At 69.5% G+C, this 13,839-nt stretch carries 15 protein-coding genes and 1 tRNA gene; 10 read left to right on the forward strand and 6 right to left on the reverse strand.

Features of this window, described 5'->3' with window-relative positions; genetic code table 11:
• Positions 1–2,407: TRAP transporter permease (locus AAHM41_RS33875; RefSeq protein WP_342241043.1), on the forward strand; the 2,407-nt coding region annotated here is incomplete at its 5' end.
• Here the strand turns inward: AAHM41_RS33875 and AAHM41_RS33880 are convergent.
• Positions 2,371–2,742, reverse strand: a complete 372-nt coding sequence (locus AAHM41_RS33880; RefSeq protein WP_342241044.1) for a hypothetical protein — start codon at positions 2,740–2,742, stop codon at positions 2,371–2,373. The genes AAHM41_RS33875 and AAHM41_RS33880 overlap by 37 nt on opposite strands.
• A 73-nt stretch (positions 2,743–2,815) precedes the next feature.
• Entirely contained in the window at positions 2,816–3,508 is a 693-nt protein-coding gene (locus AAHM41_RS33885; protein ID WP_342241045.1) for a spermidine synthase, read from the reverse strand.
• A 205-nt stretch (positions 3,509–3,713) separates the two neighbouring features.
• Here AAHM41_RS33885 and AAHM41_RS33890 point away from each other — a divergent pair, with 205 nt between their 5' ends.
• The 5 genes from AAHM41_RS33890 (at position 3,714) to AAHM41_RS33910 (ending at position 7,205) form a co-directional block, all read left to right on the forward strand.
• On the forward strand, positions 3,714–4,031 hold the full coding sequence (locus AAHM41_RS33890) for a hypothetical protein (protein ID WP_342241046.1): 318 nt from the start codon (positions 3,714–3,716) through the stop codon (positions 4,029–4,031).
• 114 nt (positions 4,032–4,145) lie between these two features.
• Positions 4,146–5,468, forward strand: a complete 1,323-nt coding sequence (locus tag AAHM41_RS33895; RefSeq protein WP_342241047.1) for an LLM class flavin-dependent oxidoreductase — start codon at positions 4,146–4,148, stop codon at positions 5,466–5,468.
• Positions 5,469–5,837: 369 nt separating this feature from the next.
• Entirely contained in the window at positions 5,838–6,380 is a 543-nt protein-coding gene (locus AAHM41_RS33900; protein WP_342241048.1) for a hypothetical protein, read from the forward strand.
• 352 nt (positions 6,381–6,732) lie between these two features.
• Positions 6,733–6,954 carry a hypothetical protein gene (locus AAHM41_RS33905; RefSeq protein WP_342241049.1) on the forward strand — a complete coding sequence of 74 codons (222 nt, stop codon included), beginning with the start codon at positions 6,733–6,735 and terminating at the stop codon, positions 6,952–6,954.
• A gap of 8 nt (positions 6,955–6,962) precedes the next feature.
• A complete protein-coding gene (locus AAHM41_RS33910) occupies positions 6,963–7,205 on the forward strand; it encodes a hypothetical protein (protein ID WP_342241050.1) in 243 nt (80 codons plus the stop codon).
• 70 nt (positions 7,206–7,275) lie between these two features.
• Here the strand turns inward: AAHM41_RS33910 and AAHM41_RS33915 are convergent, their stop codons facing one another.
• The gene (locus AAHM41_RS33915) at positions 7,276–7,575 is read right to left on the reverse strand and encodes a BA14K family protein (RefSeq protein ID WP_342241051.1); all 300 of its coding nucleotides are present in this window, start codon (positions 7,573–7,575) and stop codon (positions 7,276–7,278) included.
• A gap of 408 nt (positions 7,576–7,983) precedes the next feature.
• Between AAHM41_RS33915 and AAHM41_RS33920 the strand changes: the two genes are divergently transcribed.
• Complete coding sequence (locus tag AAHM41_RS33920; RefSeq protein WP_342241052.1) at positions 7,984–9,297, forward strand: PQQ-dependent sugar dehydrogenase; 1,314 nt, start codon at positions 7,984–7,986, stop codon at positions 9,295–9,297.
• A 93-nt stretch (positions 9,298–9,390) separates the two neighbouring features.
• Here AAHM41_RS33920 and AAHM41_RS33925 read toward each other — a convergent pair.
• The 3 genes from AAHM41_RS33925 to AAHM41_RS33935 all read right to left on the reverse strand — a co-directional run bounded on the left by AAHM41_RS33925 (position 9,391) and on the right by AAHM41_RS33935 (position 11,468).
• Positions 9,391–9,475, reverse strand: a tRNA-Leu gene (locus tag AAHM41_RS33925).
• 233 nt (positions 9,476–9,708) lie between these two features.
• Positions 9,709–10,479: a competence/damage-inducible protein A gene (locus AAHM41_RS33930; protein ID WP_342241053.1), complete on the reverse strand. Its 771-nt coding sequence runs from the start codon at positions 10,477–10,479 to the stop codon at positions 9,709–9,711.
• Positions 10,480–10,547: 68 nt separating this feature from the next.
• The gene (locus AAHM41_RS33935) at positions 10,548–11,468 is read right to left on the reverse strand and encodes an SDR family oxidoreductase (RefSeq protein WP_342241054.1); all 921 of its coding nucleotides are present in this window, start codon (positions 11,466–11,468) and stop codon (positions 10,548–10,550) included.
• 215 nt (positions 11,469–11,683) lie between these two features.
• Here AAHM41_RS33935 and map point away from each other — a divergent pair, with 215 nt between their 5' ends.
• The 3 genes from map to AAHM41_RS33950 all read left to right on the forward strand — a co-directional run.
• A complete protein-coding gene (gene map / locus AAHM41_RS33940) occupies positions 11,684–12,496 on the forward strand; it encodes a type I methionyl aminopeptidase (protein ID WP_446719505.1) in 813 nt (270 codons plus the stop codon).
• 11 nt (positions 12,497–12,507) lie between these two features.
• Positions 12,508–13,107: a JAB domain-containing protein gene (locus tag AAHM41_RS33945; RefSeq protein ID WP_342241055.1), complete on the forward strand. Its 600-nt coding sequence runs from the start codon at positions 12,508–12,510 to the stop codon at positions 13,105–13,107.
• Positions 13,108–13,238: 131 nt separating this feature from the next.
• The coding region (locus tag AAHM41_RS33950; RefSeq protein ID WP_342241056.1) for an Arm DNA-binding domain-containing protein at positions 13,239–13,839 on the forward strand (601 nt) is incomplete at its 3' end.

Consider the following 13,839-nt stretch of genomic DNA (forward strand, 5'->3'; position numbering starts at 1 on the left):
CTCCGCCGTGTCCCTGGCCTTCCCCGCCTACCCCGCCTGCGCCCGGCCGCGGCGCGACGGGGTGCCGGCGATCGACTGGGTCCTGGCCGCCGCGGGGGCCTTCGCCGGCGCCTATCTGTTCCTGTTCTACCGCGAGCTGGCGCAGCGCCCGGGCCAGCCGACGACGCTCGACCTGGTCACCGCCGGCGCCGGCGTCCTGCTGCTGCTGGAGGCGACGCGGCGGGCGCTGGGCCTGCCGATGGTCGGCGTCGCCGTCGTCTTCATGCTGTTCACCTTCGCCGGCCCCTGGATGCCCGAGGTGGTGCAGCACAAGGGCGCCTCGCTGACCAAGTTCCTGCAGCACCAGTGGCTGACCACCGAGGGCATCTTCGGCATCGCGCTCGGCGTCTCGACCAGCTTCGTCTTCCTGTTCGTGCTGTTCGGCACCCTGCTGGACAAGGCCGGGGCGGGCAACTGGATGATGCAGATCTCGATCGCCCTGCTGGGCCATCTGCGCGGCGGGCCGGCCAAGGTCGCGGTGGTGTCCTCGGCGCTGAACGGCGTGGTCTCCGGCTCATCCGTCTCCAACGTCGTGTCCGGCGGCATCTTCACCATCCCGCTGATGAAGCGCACCGGCCTGTCGGGCGTGAAGGCCGGGGCGATCGAGGCCGCGTCCTCGATCAACGGCCAGATCATGCCGCCGGTGATGGGCGCCGCCGCCTTCCTGATGGTCGAGTATGTCGGCATCCCCTATTCCGAGATCGTCAAGCACGCCCTGCTGCCGGCCATCGCCTCCTATGTCGCGCTGCTCTACATCGTCCATCTCGAGGCACTGAAGATCGGCAGCAAGCCGATCCCGCGCGAGCGCACAGCGCTACGGAGCCGGCTGCTGCGCACCGGCCTCGGCCTCAGCGGCACCGTCGTCGCGGTCGCCCTGCTCTATTACGGCATCCTCGGCGCACAGGCGGCGTTCGGCAGCGCCGCCGCCTGGGTCCTGGCGCTGGCCGGGCTCGCGCTCTACGGCGCCAGCCTGGCCTATGCCGCGCGCTTCCCCGATCTCGCCATCGACGACCCGAACACGCCGCTGCTGCACCTGCCGCGGGCCTGGGACGTCACCCGCACCGGCCTCGACTTCCTGATCCCGCTGGTGGTGCTGCTGTGGTGCCTGATGGTGGAGCAGATGTCGCCCGGCCTGTCCGCCTTCTGGGCCACCGCCAGCATCATCGGCATCCTTGCCACCCGCGGGCCGCTGCTGGCCCTGTTCCGCCGGCAGGATCTGCCGCGGGCGGCGCGCCGGTCGCTGGCCGAGCTGGTCGACGGGCTGGGCCTCGGCGCCCGCAACATGATCGGCATCGGCATCGCCACGGCCACGGCCGGCATCATCGTCGGCACCATCACCCTGACCGGGCTGGGCCTGATGATGACCGAACTGGTCGAGGCCGTGTCAGGCGGCAACGTGATGATCATGCTGGCGCTGATCGCCGCGATCAGCCTGGTGCTGGGCATGGGCATCCCGACCACCGCGAACTACATCCTGGTGGCGACGTTGATGGCCCCGGTGGTGGTCGAGCTCGGCGCCCAGGCCGGCCTCGCCATCCCGCTGATCGCGGTCCATCTGTTCGTGTTCTATTTCGGCATCATGGCCGACATCACCCCGCCGGTCGGCCTGGCCGCCTTCGCCGCCGCCGCGATCTCGCGCGAGGACCCGATCAAGACCGGGTTCCAGGGCGCGCTCTATTCGCTGCGGACGGCGGTGCTGCCCTTCGTCTTCGTGTTCAACCCGGGGATGCTGCTGATCGGAGTCGAGGGCTGGACCGACCTCGCCGCCATCGTCACCGTCACCTTCGCCGCGGTCCTGCTCTTCTCCGCCGCCACCATGGGCTATTTCGTGACCCGGTCGCGGCTGTGGGAAAGCGCGCTGCTGCTGGTCGCCTGCTTCGCCCTGTTCCGGCCGGACTGGTGGCTCGACCGCTTCTATGCGTCCACAGTGTCCCAGGCCCCCGCCACCTTCCTGGCCGAGGTCGCGGCGGCGCCGGCCGATCATCGCCTGACCTTCGTGGTGGAGGGTCTGTCGATCGAGGGCGAGGAGGTGCGCAAGACCATCAGCCTGCCGCTCGGCGACCCGCAGCCCGACCCGGCCAAGCGCCTGCGCGCGGCCGGGCTGGGAGTCAGCGCCCTGGGCGACGGCGTGACGATCACCGATGTCGGCTTCGGCTCCTATGCCCGCCGCATCGGCCTCGACGCCGGCTACGACGTCACCGCGGTGCTGAAGCCGGCCGACCGGCCGGGGCATTTTTGGGTTTACCTGCCGGCGCTGGCGCTCGCCGGGCTGGTCGCCCTGCTGCAATGGGGCCGCACCGGTGGGCTGGCCTCACGCAGCCGGTTCCGGCGTCAGGACGGGTTGGCGGCGAAGACCTCGGAGCAATAGACCGTGTTGCCGCCGGCCAGGACGAAGAACACCATGTCGTCGCTGTTGGTCAGCGCCGTGACGGTGCAGACGATCGGCAGGACCTGGTCGTCGATGGTCTTGCTGTCGTGCCGCTCCCACACCAGCTTGCGGCCGCCTTCCTTGGTGGGAGTGTCGCGGTCGGGCGGGCCGAGATCGGCGACCATCTGGGCCGACGGGTGGTCCTGGTAGGGGGCGATCCTCTCCCCGAAGCGTTCCCGGGCCGCCGCGGTGATGCTGTCGGTCGTCTGCGGCTCGGCGCAGGCGGCGAGCAGCAGCAGGGCGGCTGCGGCGGACACAAGTCTCAGGAACGGCAAGGAAACCCTCCGGCCAGCAGGCACGACTAGCATCCAGCGTGTACACGCCGGGGGCAGGGCGGTCCAGCAGAGCCTACAGCCGCTGCAGCCCGAACCGGTCCAGCTCGCCCGGCAGGAACGGCGACGCCGACAGCACATAGACGAGATGGAACGGCTCCGCCCGACCCGGCCGGAACACCGGCAGCGATGCGGGCGAGAAGCCGGCGGACCGGGCCCGGTCGACGAACGCCGGATCCTCGAAGGCGGACCAGACCATCAGGATCCCGTCGGCCTTGAGCGCCCGGCGCAAAGTGCCGAGGCCGTCCGCCCCGTAGAGAGCTGCGTTCCCGGCAGCGGAGAGCGGCTCCGGCCCGTTGTCGACATCGAGCAGGATCACATCGAAGGTGGGGCCTTCGGCCGCCACAGCGAGGACGTCGCCATGCCGGATCCTGGCGGGGTGGTCGTCGAGCGTTCGCGGCCTGGTGTAGCGCTCGAACCAGCGGATCACCGCCTCGGACAGCTCGGCCACGGTGACCCGCCCGGCGCCGCCGAGATGCCGGTGCAGGCTGGCCAGGGTGAAGCCGAGGCCGAGGCCGCCGACCAGGATGTCGGGATCGGGGCTGCGCGCCAGCCGGGCCGCGAGCTCGCCGAGCCGGTCCTCCGACTCGTGATACGCGCCGTTCATCAGCTCCCAGCCATCGACCCGGATCATATAGACGCCGTCGCGCTCATAGAGGTCGAGCACGCTGTCGCCGAGCGCGGCGCTGTCCACATGAACCCAGGTCATCGCATCCTTCGTCCTTTTCCTCGAGGCTACCGGATTCAGGTGCCTCACGGGCACAGTTTGCGTCTCCTCTCGCCGCTCCGGCTTCATCCCTTTGCGACGGGTCTCGACAGCCCTGGGGGTTCGGCTACAGCTTCGCCGAACTGGGGCCGCTTGCCGCCGCGTCTTTCGTTCGACCGGTCGACCGACTTGGGAGAGGATCGGCGTGATGACGGCCCATGAGATCCTCCTGCACTTCCTGACCACGGTGAAAAATCCGCTGGTCCTGGCCGCCTGCCTCCTCACCGTGATCTTCAAGCCGACGCGCTGGGCCATCAGGCTCGTCACGATCGCGGCGGCGCTGGCGTGGGGGGTGTTCAGCCTGGCGGTGATCCGCCCTTCGGATCATCCGCTCCTGGTATTGGCCGTCAGGGGGACTGCGGGCGCGCTGGTCGCCGAAGTGGCACTGGTCCTGGTGGTGCCCCTGATCTTTTTGGGCTTGGGCGTCGCGCGGTCGGTGATGGCTTGGCTCCGCCCGCCGCCCTAGCCCATCCGCAGGTCGATGCGCATCCCGTTGCGCGGGCCGCCCGTCCCGGCGAGAATGGGGGAACGCCGCCGAGGACATGCCCGCAACCCGCCCTGACCGGGCGAGAGGTGACCCTTGAGTCGCGATCGCCAGCTGCATCTCGGCGCCTTCATGCGCCCCGTCAGCATCCACACCGGCGCTTGGCGCTATCCCGGCGCCTACCCGGACGCCAACTTCAACTTCGGCCACCTCAAGCGCTTCGCCCAGACGCTGGAGCGCGGCCGCTTCGACGCCTTCTTCATGGCCGACCACCTGGCCGTGCTGAACATGCCGGTGGAGGCGCTGAAGCGCAGCCACACGGTGACCTCCTTCGAGCCGTTCACCCTGCTGTCGGCCCTGGCCGGCGCGACCGAGCGGATCGGGCTGGTGGCCACCGCCTCGACCACCTTCGACGCGCCCTACCACATCGCCCGGCGCTTCGCCTCGCTGGACCACATCAGCGGCGGCCGCGCCGGCTGGAACATCGTCACCACCTCGAACCCGGACGCGGCGCTGAACTTCGGCCTGGACGAGCATATGGAGCATGGCGAGCGCTACGACCGCGCCCGCGAGTTCTACGACGTGGTCACCGGGCTGTGGGACAGCTGGGCCGACGACGCCTTCCTCCGCGACGTCGAGAGCGGGCTCTACTTCGACCCCGAGAAGCTGCATGTGCTGGACCACAAGGGGCCGCATCTGTCGGTGCGCGGACCGCTGAACATCGCCCGGCCGCCGCAGGGCTGGCCGGTGATCGTGCAGGCCGGCGCCTCGGATTCCGGGCGGCAGCTGGCGGCGGAGACGGCGGAGATGGTGTTCGCCGCCGGATCGACCCTCGCTGCCGGGCAGCGCTTCTACGCCGATGTGAAGGGCCGGATGGAGGCGATCGGCCGCGACCGCGACCACCTGAAGATCCTGCCCGGCGCCTTCGTCGTGGTCGGCGACACGGTCGAGGAGGCGCGGGCCAAGCGGGCGAAGCTGGACAGCCTGGTGCATTACGAGAGCGCCATCGCGTCCCTGTCGATCGCGCTGGGCACCGACGCCTCGCGCTTCGACCCGGACGCGAAGCTGCCGCCGATCCCGGAGACCAATGCCAGCAAGAGCGGCCGCGAGCGGGTGCTGGAGCTGGCCGAGCGCGAGGGTCTGACCGTGCGCCAGCTGGCCCAGCGCCTGGGCGGCTATGCCGGCCTGGCCTTCATCGGCACGCCGGAGACGATCGCCGACGAGATGGAGGAATGGCTGGAGACCCGGGGCTCGGACGGGTTCAACGTGATGTTCCCATATTTGCCCGGCGGCCTCGACGACTTCGTCGACCGGGTGGTGCCGGAGCTGCAGCGACGCGGCCTGTTCCGCAAGGAATACGAGGGCACGACACTGCGCGACCATCTGGGACTGCCGCGGCCGAAGAACCGGTTCTTCTAGGCGCCTCGCGAGCCCCGGGAGCCGCCCCGTGGAGGGCGGCCCCCGGAGCCGGGGAGTAAGGGGCGCCAGGGTCTGAAGCTCGCCTGCCGATTCGTTGATGCCCGGATTGGAAAGCTGGAAAATCCTCCGGTTCTTCATTCCCTGTCGCCAGCTTGACCGCGCCCCTGGCGACAGGGATGCGCGCCCCCGGCCGGGCCGGCCAATGCACGGTTGTGATGGCGGCATGCCACCCCTGCGACGATCGGGTGCCTGCTGCGGCCGTCCGTTCGCGGGCGGCGGGACCGAGGAGCAGAAGCGGTCACCCCTTGCGCTTTTTGTCAGGCGCTGCTTTTCTCACAGGAGTTTGGGGGCATTTTAGGAACTCTTTCGATGAAGTCATTTTCAGCGGCCGCGCTGGCGGTCCTCGGCCTGTGCGGCTGCGCCTCGATCACCGAAGGGACCAGCCAGGAGATCCGGCTCGACGTCACGCCTGCCGTCGCCTCGTGCAGCGGCATGCGGAAGGGCGCGCCGACCGGGACCTATGATCCGGTCTCGCACATCTACAAGGTCGATAAGAGCCGGAACGACATCATCTTCACCTGCACGTCGCCGGGCTATCGCGACAAGTCGGTGACGCTGGTGTCCGAGGCCAGCGGCTGGGGCGTCGCCGGTGCGCTGACGCTCGATCTCGGGCTGGTCGACTACGCCACCGGCGCGTTGAACAAGTACCAGCCGACCCTGACCATGACCCTGGAGCCGATGGCCGGCCCCACCCTGGTGGCGGCCCCCGCCGTCGCCCATCCGGCCGCATCCGGCACCCCGGTCGCGGCCGCGGGCGGTGCCGTGATCTGCCGGGTCGGCACCCTGACCCTGGCCAAGCCGGCCCAGGCCTGCGCCGAGGCGGGCGGCACCGCCGTGGCGCCGATCAACTGATCGCGTGGTCCCGGCTTCGTCGGGTCTGGCGGGGGCGACGGGCTCCCGTACGGCCGACGCGCCCGGGCGGTTAGTCGAGTTGGGCCTCCAGCAGCGGAAAATGGTGGGCTGAGTAGAGCTGGAACGAGATCGGGAGCATCGCGGGTCACCGGCTCGTGGAGGCTTCGACGGAGAGCCTGGCCACGGTGCCCCTTGCCCGCCAGCCGGATCAGGACGGCGATGTCCGCCATTCTGGACAAACCGCCGCCGGCGCCGGTGCCCAGCGCCGCCCCACGACCGACGACTCGACTCTCCACACCCGAAGGTATAGAACATTTAGGGAACATCCGATCGATCCGGGCAGGAGGCCGCCATGAAGCATCGCAGGGGTCTTTTCGGCGCCGATGTCCGGGCTGCGCTGCAGCCGGCCGGTCCGCATCGTCTCGCCGGCGCGGCGATCCGGGCTCGGCGCGAGGAGGTGATCTGGGGCGCGCGGGAGCTGGGCCTGGACGAGGATGAGCTCACCGCGCTGCTGCGGACAGGCATCGAGGCCGCGGAACGGCGCCTCTTCGGGGACGCGGGAAAGGGCGGCTGACGACCCAGGTGCGAGACCGCGTTCAGAACAACTGGGAGATCGGCCTCCGGCTGTCCGACATCTCATCCGGCACCGGCATCGTGGCGAAGTGCGGGAAGTGCCATCGGCGGCGGGAGCTGGACCGGCGGCGGCTGACCCAGCGGTTCGGCGGCGATGCCCGGCTGTTCCGGATCGAGATGGCGTTGCGGTGTACCGGATGCGGCTCGGAAGTGGCCTGCAGGATCGAGCTGCAGGCGGCGCGGCGGGATTGAGCGGCACCGGAACAGCTGCGGCTGCCATGCATCGGCGCGGCGCCACTCCGCACGGGGGCGGCCGGGGGCGCTACAGCGGGCAGCGGGCGGTGACACCGGGGCGGACGGTGTAGGTGTCGGTCGCCGGGTTGTAGCTGCGGTAGCGCTGGGCGCAGGCGCGCTGATGCGCCGTCAGGGTCTGGTCCGTCTGGCGCTGCTGCGCGCGCCTCTGCTGTTGCAGACGTTGCTGGTGACGCCGGAGGTTGTCGTAGCGTTGGGAGTCGAGATAGGGCCCGAGCCATTGCGCGGCAGCCGGCAGCGGCGTGACGGCACCGGCCGGCACCACCAGGGCGAAGAGGACGGCGAGGCGGATCGGCAATCGCGATGTCATGACGCCCATGGAACGGTCTGGCGGGTGGGAAAGTCAACCCACGCCCCGAAAGAAACCGGTGGCGCCCAGGGCTCTGCCGGGCCCCTCTCGAGCGCGCATCCGTGCCAACCCAGGCCAGCGTGGCCAACAAGCCTCGACGCCCGCACGGTTGCAGCCTCGCGGATTTGACGCGGATTGCCTGGAGCGAACGCTGGCGGTCGCCGTGCGATATGATACGGATGTCAATCAGCCGGATCTTTTGAGCGTCCGGCTCGAAGCCAATGGTCTTTCGCCCATCTTCCGTTCTGCCTACCTTCGATCCCGCCGTCTCCGCAGACGGCCTTCACGGCGTGCATGCAACCTGACAGATCGTCGTACCAACCTTGAGGCGCTTCGTGTCGCTCGTGTTCACCCAGGTCGAGGAACGAAATGAGCTTGTCCGCCATCTTTGCCCGGGTCGTCGCGCTGGTCGGCGCCGGAGCGATCCATTTGCGGCACCGGCACGACGGCCCGAAGGCGCCGGCCTTCGGCAGCGCGCCGGCGATCCCGCCGGCGAAGCCCCAGGGCAGCATTCCGACGCTGAAGATGCCGACCGCAAAGGGATGGATTGCGGGGCAGACGCCGATCGCCGCGCCGGGCCTCCAGGTGAACGCCTTTGCAGCCGGGCTGAAGCATCCGCGCTGGATCCATGTCCTGTCGAATGGCGACGTGCTGGTGGCCGAGGCCCTGAGTACGCCGGGGGGCATCAGCTCCGTCTTCGACTACGCCATGTACAGCACGATGAAGCGTGCTGCCGCGGTGGGGATAAGCCCGAACCGCATCACGCTGCTGCGCGATGCCGACGGTGACGGCGTCGCCGAGACCCGCGAGGTGTTCCTCGACGGGCTGAACCAGCCGTTCGGCATGGCGCAGCTCGGCGACACGCTGTATGTCGGCAACACCGACGGCGTGGTGGCGTTTCCGTACACACCCGGAGACACCCGCATCGGCGCAGCGGGGCGGAAGTTGAACGAGCTGAAGCCCGGCGGGCACTGGACGCGCAGCCTGCTGGCGAGCCCCGACGGACGGAAGCTCTATATCGGTGTCGGCTCGCTCAGCAATATCGGAGACCACGGGTTGGCGGCAGAGGAGGGTCGGGCCGCCATCCACGAGCTGGACCTCGAGAGCGGCAGGGACCGCATCTTCGCCTCCGGCCTGCGCAATCCTGTCGGCATGGCGTGGGAGCCGACGACGGGGGCTCTCTGGACGGTGGTCAATGAGCGCGACGGGTTGGGTGACGAGACGCCTCCCGACTATCTGACGTCGGTGCGCGACGGCGGCTTCTACGGCTGGCCCTATTGCTATTGGGACAGGATCGTGGACGATCGGGTGCCCCAGGACCCGGCGCTGGTCGCATCGGCCATCACCCCGGATTTCGCATTGGGCGGGCACACCGCGTCGCTGGGCCTGTGCTGGCTTCCGGCCGGCACGCTGCCCGGCTTCCCCGATGGCATGGCGATCGGACAGCACGGCTCCTGGAACCGCAGCACGTTGAGCGGCTACAAGGTCGTCTTCGTGCCATTCCAGAACGGACGCCCCGCCGGGCCTGTGCGCGACATCCTGACCGGCTTCCTGGCACCTGACGAGCGCGTTTCCTATGGTCGGCCGGTGGGGGTCACCATCGGCCCGGACGGCTCACTGCTGGTGGCGGACGACGTGGGCGACGTGATCTGGCGGGTCACCGGTGCGCCGGAACATGGCTGAGCCCGCAGCGGCCGGCGCGCTGAGTCGCGGGACCGACATCAGGGCGGGATCAGCCGGATCGAGCTCGGTCAGGAGCCAGAAGGTCGACAAGCTTGGTGCGGACGGCGGGACTCGAACCCGCACTCCCGAGGGACGCAGATTTTAAGTCTGCTGTGTCTACCGGTTCCACCACGTCCGCACCGGGCCTCTATCGCCCGGCCCCGGCCGCCGCGCAAGCCGAATGCGGCTTGCCGGCGGGCGCATCGGTCCCCATTGTCCGGGCATGGACGATTTCGACTGGATCCGCCTGGCCTGGCTGGTCGCCGCCCTGATCCTGGTGGCGCCGGCCGTGCTGCGCCGCGGCGGCTGGGGCGGCCACGGCCTGTTCTACGCCGCCCTCTGGCTCGGCATCGCGCTCTTGATCGGCCTGGCCTACTCGCTCTTCTCCAGCTCCGGCTCGGGGCCGGCGGTGCCGCCGAGCGAAACCACCAGGGAACGCACCGCCTCGGTGGCGGTAGACAGCCGCCCGGCATCGGTGCCGCGCAGCACCAGGCTGGTGCCGAACCTGCCGGCGCGGAAATACGGGTAGCTGCCGATCGACAGCTCCGGATAGATGGCGGCGATGGCGCCGAGCCCGGCGGCGATCACCCCCTCGCCCAGGTCGCAGGCCACGGTGCGGCTGAGCACCTTGTCACCGCCGGCGAGCGTCGGGGCGATGCCGTCGAACATCGCCTGCATGATCCGCGGCACCCCGGCCATGACGTAGACATTGCCGATGCGGAAGCCAGGGGCGGCGCTGACCGGGTTGTCGATCAGCAAGCCGCCCTCCGGCACATTCGCCATGCGCAGCCGCGCCTCGTTCAGCTGGCCGGCCTCGTAATGCGCTTCCAGCCGCCGCACCGCCTCGGGGTGGCGCAGCAGGGGCACGCCGAAGGCCTGCGCGACGCATTCGGCGGTGATGTCGTCATGGGTCGGGCCGATGCCGCCGGTGGTGAAGACGTGGTCGTAGCGCGCCCGCAGCGCATTGACCGCCGCCACGATCTCCTCCGGCACGTCCGGCACCACCCGCGCCTCGCACAGGCGGATGCCGAGCTCGGTCAGCCGTTCGGCCAGGAAGGCCATATTGGCGTCCTTGGTGCGGCCGGAAAGGATCTCGTCGCCGATCACCAGAACGGCGGCGGTCACGATGCGCGTGTCGGTCATGGTCCTGCCCCGGGCTTAAGTCCGGGCGATGCTATCGCCTGGACGGGCCGCGAGACAGGCGGAAAACGCTAGCGATAGCCGGTGGCGTCGGCCGGCTTGCCCGGATCCTGCACCTCGACGATGTAGCGCCAGGCGTCGGGCTGCGACCCGTCGAGATCGGTGAAGCCGTAGACCCGGGCCAGTTGGCCGCTGGATAGGGACTGGCCGTTCCAGCGCGCCCGGTCGGGATCGGCCGCCAGCGCCGCCACGGCGCGGCCGGTGAAGCGCGGCGTCTCCGAGATGATGAAATGCGGCTGGATCCTGGTCGCGTCCTGCCAGTTCGCCTCGGTGACCTGGTAGGCCTCCAGCATCATTTCCGACCGCATCCAGCCCGGGGTCAGCGACACCGAGGTGGCGCCGTATGGCGCCAGATCCTTGGCATGAGCCCAGCCCATCCGGTTCACCGACACCTTGGCGAGGTCGTAGAAGGGCGACAGCCGGTAGTGGTCGGCATTGTATTCGGCGGTGCCGTCGGTGACCTCGACCAGCAGGCCGCCCGGGTGCCGGATCAGGAGCGGCAGGGCGTAATGCGCCGTGATCAAGTGGCTGTGCACGCCGAGCTGGAGCAACCGCAGACCCTTCTGCAGGTCATGCTCCCACACCGACTTGTTCCATTCGAACAATGTCTCGCCGCCCCAGAGGTCATTGATCAGGATGTCGAGACGCCCCTGCTCCTCCCCGATGCGGGCGATCAGGCGCTCGACCTGCTCCGGCACCAGATGGTCGGTCTGCACGGCGATGCCGCGACCGCCGGCGGCCGAGACCAGCTCCGCCGTCTCCTCGATCGTCTCCGGTCGCTGGTATTCCGAGGGCTGGCCGCGGATGCTGCGCCCGGTGACGTAGACGGTGGCGCCGGCCGCCCCCAGCTCCACCGCGATCCCCCGCCCGCACCCGCGGGTTGCGCCCGCGACCAGGGCGATCTTTCCGTCCAGCGGCAGCGGCAGCGGCATCGTCTCCTCCTCGGCTCGTTGAGTTTATAAATGATCGTTTGGTTATAAATGAGAGTCAAGCCGGCCGCGACACCCCGGCGGCCTGCATGCCGGTCCTGCGGCGCCGGCCCTCGGCGTTCCGCCGAGTCGCCCCCATATGCCGCCGGGTGGCGACCGCGCGGCGGCGGTGCTATAGGCTAGAGGCGATGCGAGACAGGACAGAAAGTGTGACCGAGGTGGAACCCCAGACCCGCGAGGAAGGCCATATCCCCCTGCATGGCGAGGCCGAGTTCGCGGCGATGCGGCGGGCCGGCCGGCTGGCCGCCGAGACCCTCGACTTCATCGCCCCGCATGTGCGCCCCGGCGTCACCACCGACGAGCTGGACCGGCTGTGCGACGGCTTCATGCGCGACCATGGTGCGGTGCCGGCGACGCTGGGCTATCGCGGCTATCCGAAATCGAGCTGTATCTCGCTGAACCATGTCGTCTGCCACGGCATCCCGGGCGACCGGACGCTGGAGAACGGCGACATCCTGAACATCGACGTCACCCCGATCCTGGATGGCTGGTACGGGGATTCGAGCCGGATGTACGTCGCCGGCGACAAGGTCGCGGTCAAGGCCAAGCGGCTGATCGAGGTGACCTATGAGGCGATGATGCGCGGCATCGCCGCGGTCAAGCCGGGCGCCACGCTGGGCGATATCGGCCACGCCATCCAGAGCTATGCCGAGGGCCACCGCTTCTCGGTGGTGCGCGACTTCTGCGGCCACGGCGTCGGCAAGGTCTTCCACGCCCCGCCCAGCATCCTGCATTACGGCCGGCGCGGCGACGGGCTGGCGCTGCGCGAAGGCATGATCTTCACCATCGAGCCGATGATCAATGCCGGCCACTGGGCGGTGAAGATCCTGTCCGACGGCTGGACCGCGGTGACCCGCGACCGCAGCCTGTCGGCCCAGTTCGAGCACACGGTCGGCGTCACCAAGGACGGGGTGGAGATCTTCACCCTGTCCCCCGCCGGCCACACCCAGCCGCCCTATTCCCTTTCGTAGTCGGGGGCGCCGTGACCGAAGCGCCGGACGCGACGGACCCGGTTCCCACCTACACCGGCCATCGCGACCGGTTGCGGCAGCGCTTCCTGACCGCCGGCGCCGGCGCGCTCGCCGACTACGAGATCCTCGAGCTGCTGCTGTTCGCGGCGATCCCGCGGCGCGACACCAAGCCCCTGGCCAAGCAGCTGATCGCCACCTTCGGCAGCCTGGGCGCGGTGCTGGCGGCGACGCCGACGCAGCTGGCCCAGCGCGGCGGCCTGAGCGACATCAGCGTCGCCCTGCTGAAGGTGGTGCAGGCCGCGGCCGAGCGGCTGCTGAAGGAGCAGGTGACCGACCGCCCCGTCCTCGGCTCCTGGCAGGCGCTGCTGGACTATCTCGGCGTCGCCATGAAGTTCGGCGGCACCGAGCAGGTGCGGATCCTCTATCTCGACCGCAAGAACGCGCTTTTGGCCGACGACGCCTCGGCCCAGGGCACGGTCGACCAGGCGCCGGTCTATCCGCGCGAGGTGGCGCGGCGGGCGCTGGAGCTCGGCGCCAGCGCGCTGATTTTAGTCCACAACCATCCTACTTGGATCGGATTGATCACGTTCGATCACGCTAAAACCCATTGAGACACTTCACTTTTCTGCCTTGAAGAGTTCCGTCGCGCTGCGGCAAACTGGGGGCGGTAATTAGGGGATCGGACGGCATTCCGACCCCAGTCCGCGAACGTCAACCGCCCTCAACGACTCGGGAGCTTTCGATGGGCAGCCTCACCGACGGTGCGATCCGGCGCGCGATCAAGGACGTCGAGTCGACCGGCAAGCAGAAGTCCCTCCCTGATGGCGAGGGCCGCGGCGTCGGCCGCCTGGTGCTCGTCCTCCGGCGCATGCCGAAGCGGGTGCTCGCCGAATGGATGGCCCAGCAGTGGCGCGACGGCAGGCGGATCAAAGCCAAGCTCGGCGACTATCCGTCCATGTCGCTGGCTGAGGCCCGTGAGGTGTTCAAGCGGGACTACGCCGGCCCCATCCAGAAGGGCCGGAGCATCAAGATCGCCACCGACACCCGCCCCGGCACGGTCGCCGATCTATTCGAAGCTTATGCTGCCGCGCTGAAGGAGGCCGGGAAGCCCTCCTGGAAGGAGACCGAGAAGGGGCTCAACAAGGTCGCTGATTTGCTCGGCCGGCACCGCCCGGCCCGCGAGATCGAGCCGGACGAGGTGACCGAAGTGCTGCGGCCGATCTTCGAGCGCGGCGTCCGGTCCATGGCCGACCACGTCCGCAGCTACATCCGGGCCGCCTACAGCTGGGGCATGAAGTCCGAGCACGACTACCGGAATGCCTCTCCTCGCCGGTTCCGGCTGG

It is taken from the genome of Inquilinus sp. OTU3971 (genome assembly GCF_038440215.1).

What these genes read in the sequence shown, in the direction of transcription:
- AAHM41_RS33890 (WP_342241046.1), top strand. Translation starts at nt 3,714, where the DNA reads ATGACGGCCCATGAGATCCTCCTGCACTTCCTGACCACGGTGAAAAAT.
- AAHM41_RS33885 (WP_342241045.1), bottom strand. Translation starts at nt 3,508, where the DNA reads ATGACCTGGGTTCATGTGGACAGCGCCGCGCTCGGCGACAGCGTGCTC.
- AAHM41_RS33920 (WP_342241052.1), top strand. Translation starts at nt 7,984, where the DNA reads ATGAGCTTGTCCGCCATCTTTGCCCGGGTCGTCGCGCTGGTCGGCGCC.
- AAHM41_RS33935 (WP_342241054.1), bottom strand. Translation starts at nt 11,468, where the DNA reads ATGCCGCTGCCGCTGCCGCTGGACGGAAAGATCGCCCTGGTCGCGGGC.
- AAHM41_RS33930 (WP_342241053.1), bottom strand. Translation starts at nt 10,479, where the DNA reads ATGACCGACACGCGCATCGTGACCGCCGCCGTTCTGGTGATCGGCGAC.
- AAHM41_RS33915 (WP_342241051.1), bottom strand. Translation starts at nt 7,575, where the DNA reads ATGACATCGCGATTGCCGATCCGCCTCGCCGTCCTCTTCGCCCTGGTG.
- AAHM41_RS33905 (WP_342241049.1), top strand. Translation starts at nt 6,733, where the DNA reads ATGAAGCATCGCAGGGGTCTTTTCGGCGCCGATGTCCGGGCTGCGCTG.
- AAHM41_RS33900 (WP_342241048.1), top strand. Translation starts at nt 5,838, where the DNA reads ATGAAGTCATTTTCAGCGGCCGCGCTGGCGGTCCTCGGCCTGTGCGGC.